Source organism: Marseilla massiliensis (assembly GCF_016899955.1).
GTDB lineage: Bacteria > Bacteroidota > Bacteroidia > Bacteroidales > Bacteroidaceae > Prevotella > Prevotella intestinigallinarum.
On record NZ_JACJJL010000118.1, the window covers coordinates 1 to 310 of the forward strand.

The 310-nt window shown below is 61.0% G+C and carries 1 tRNA gene and 1 rRNA gene; both read right to left on the reverse strand.

Annotation, left to right across the window (positions count from 1 at the left end):
• Nucleotides 1–68 precede the first annotated feature (68 nt).
• A tRNA-Ala gene (locus H6B30_RS16185) sits at nt 69–142 on the reverse strand.
• A 101-nt stretch (nt 143–243) separates the two neighbouring features.
• Nucleotides 244–310, reverse strand: a 16S ribosomal RNA gene (locus tag H6B30_RS16190); the annotation flags it as partial.

Consider the following 310-nt stretch of genomic DNA (forward strand, 5'->3'; position numbering starts at 1 on the left):
CTGCCGGCCTTGCTTGTTGCTTGTCTTGTATACAGTATGTCAAAGATCGTTCGCCTCATAAGGCGGTGTGGAGAATATCGGATTCGAACCGATGGCCTCTTGCATGCCATGCAAGCGCTCTAGCCAGCTGAGCTAATCCCCCGCGCTTGCGGCGAGGCAGGGTGCGACAGGCAGAAGAAGCGCGAGCAGGAAGGCGGCGGCTAATGCCGCGGCCGGGAAGCCGGCGTGCCGGCCCCGCTCCAGAAAGGAGGTGTTCCAGCCGCACCTTCCGGTACGGCTACCTTGTTACGACTTAGCCCCAATCACCGGT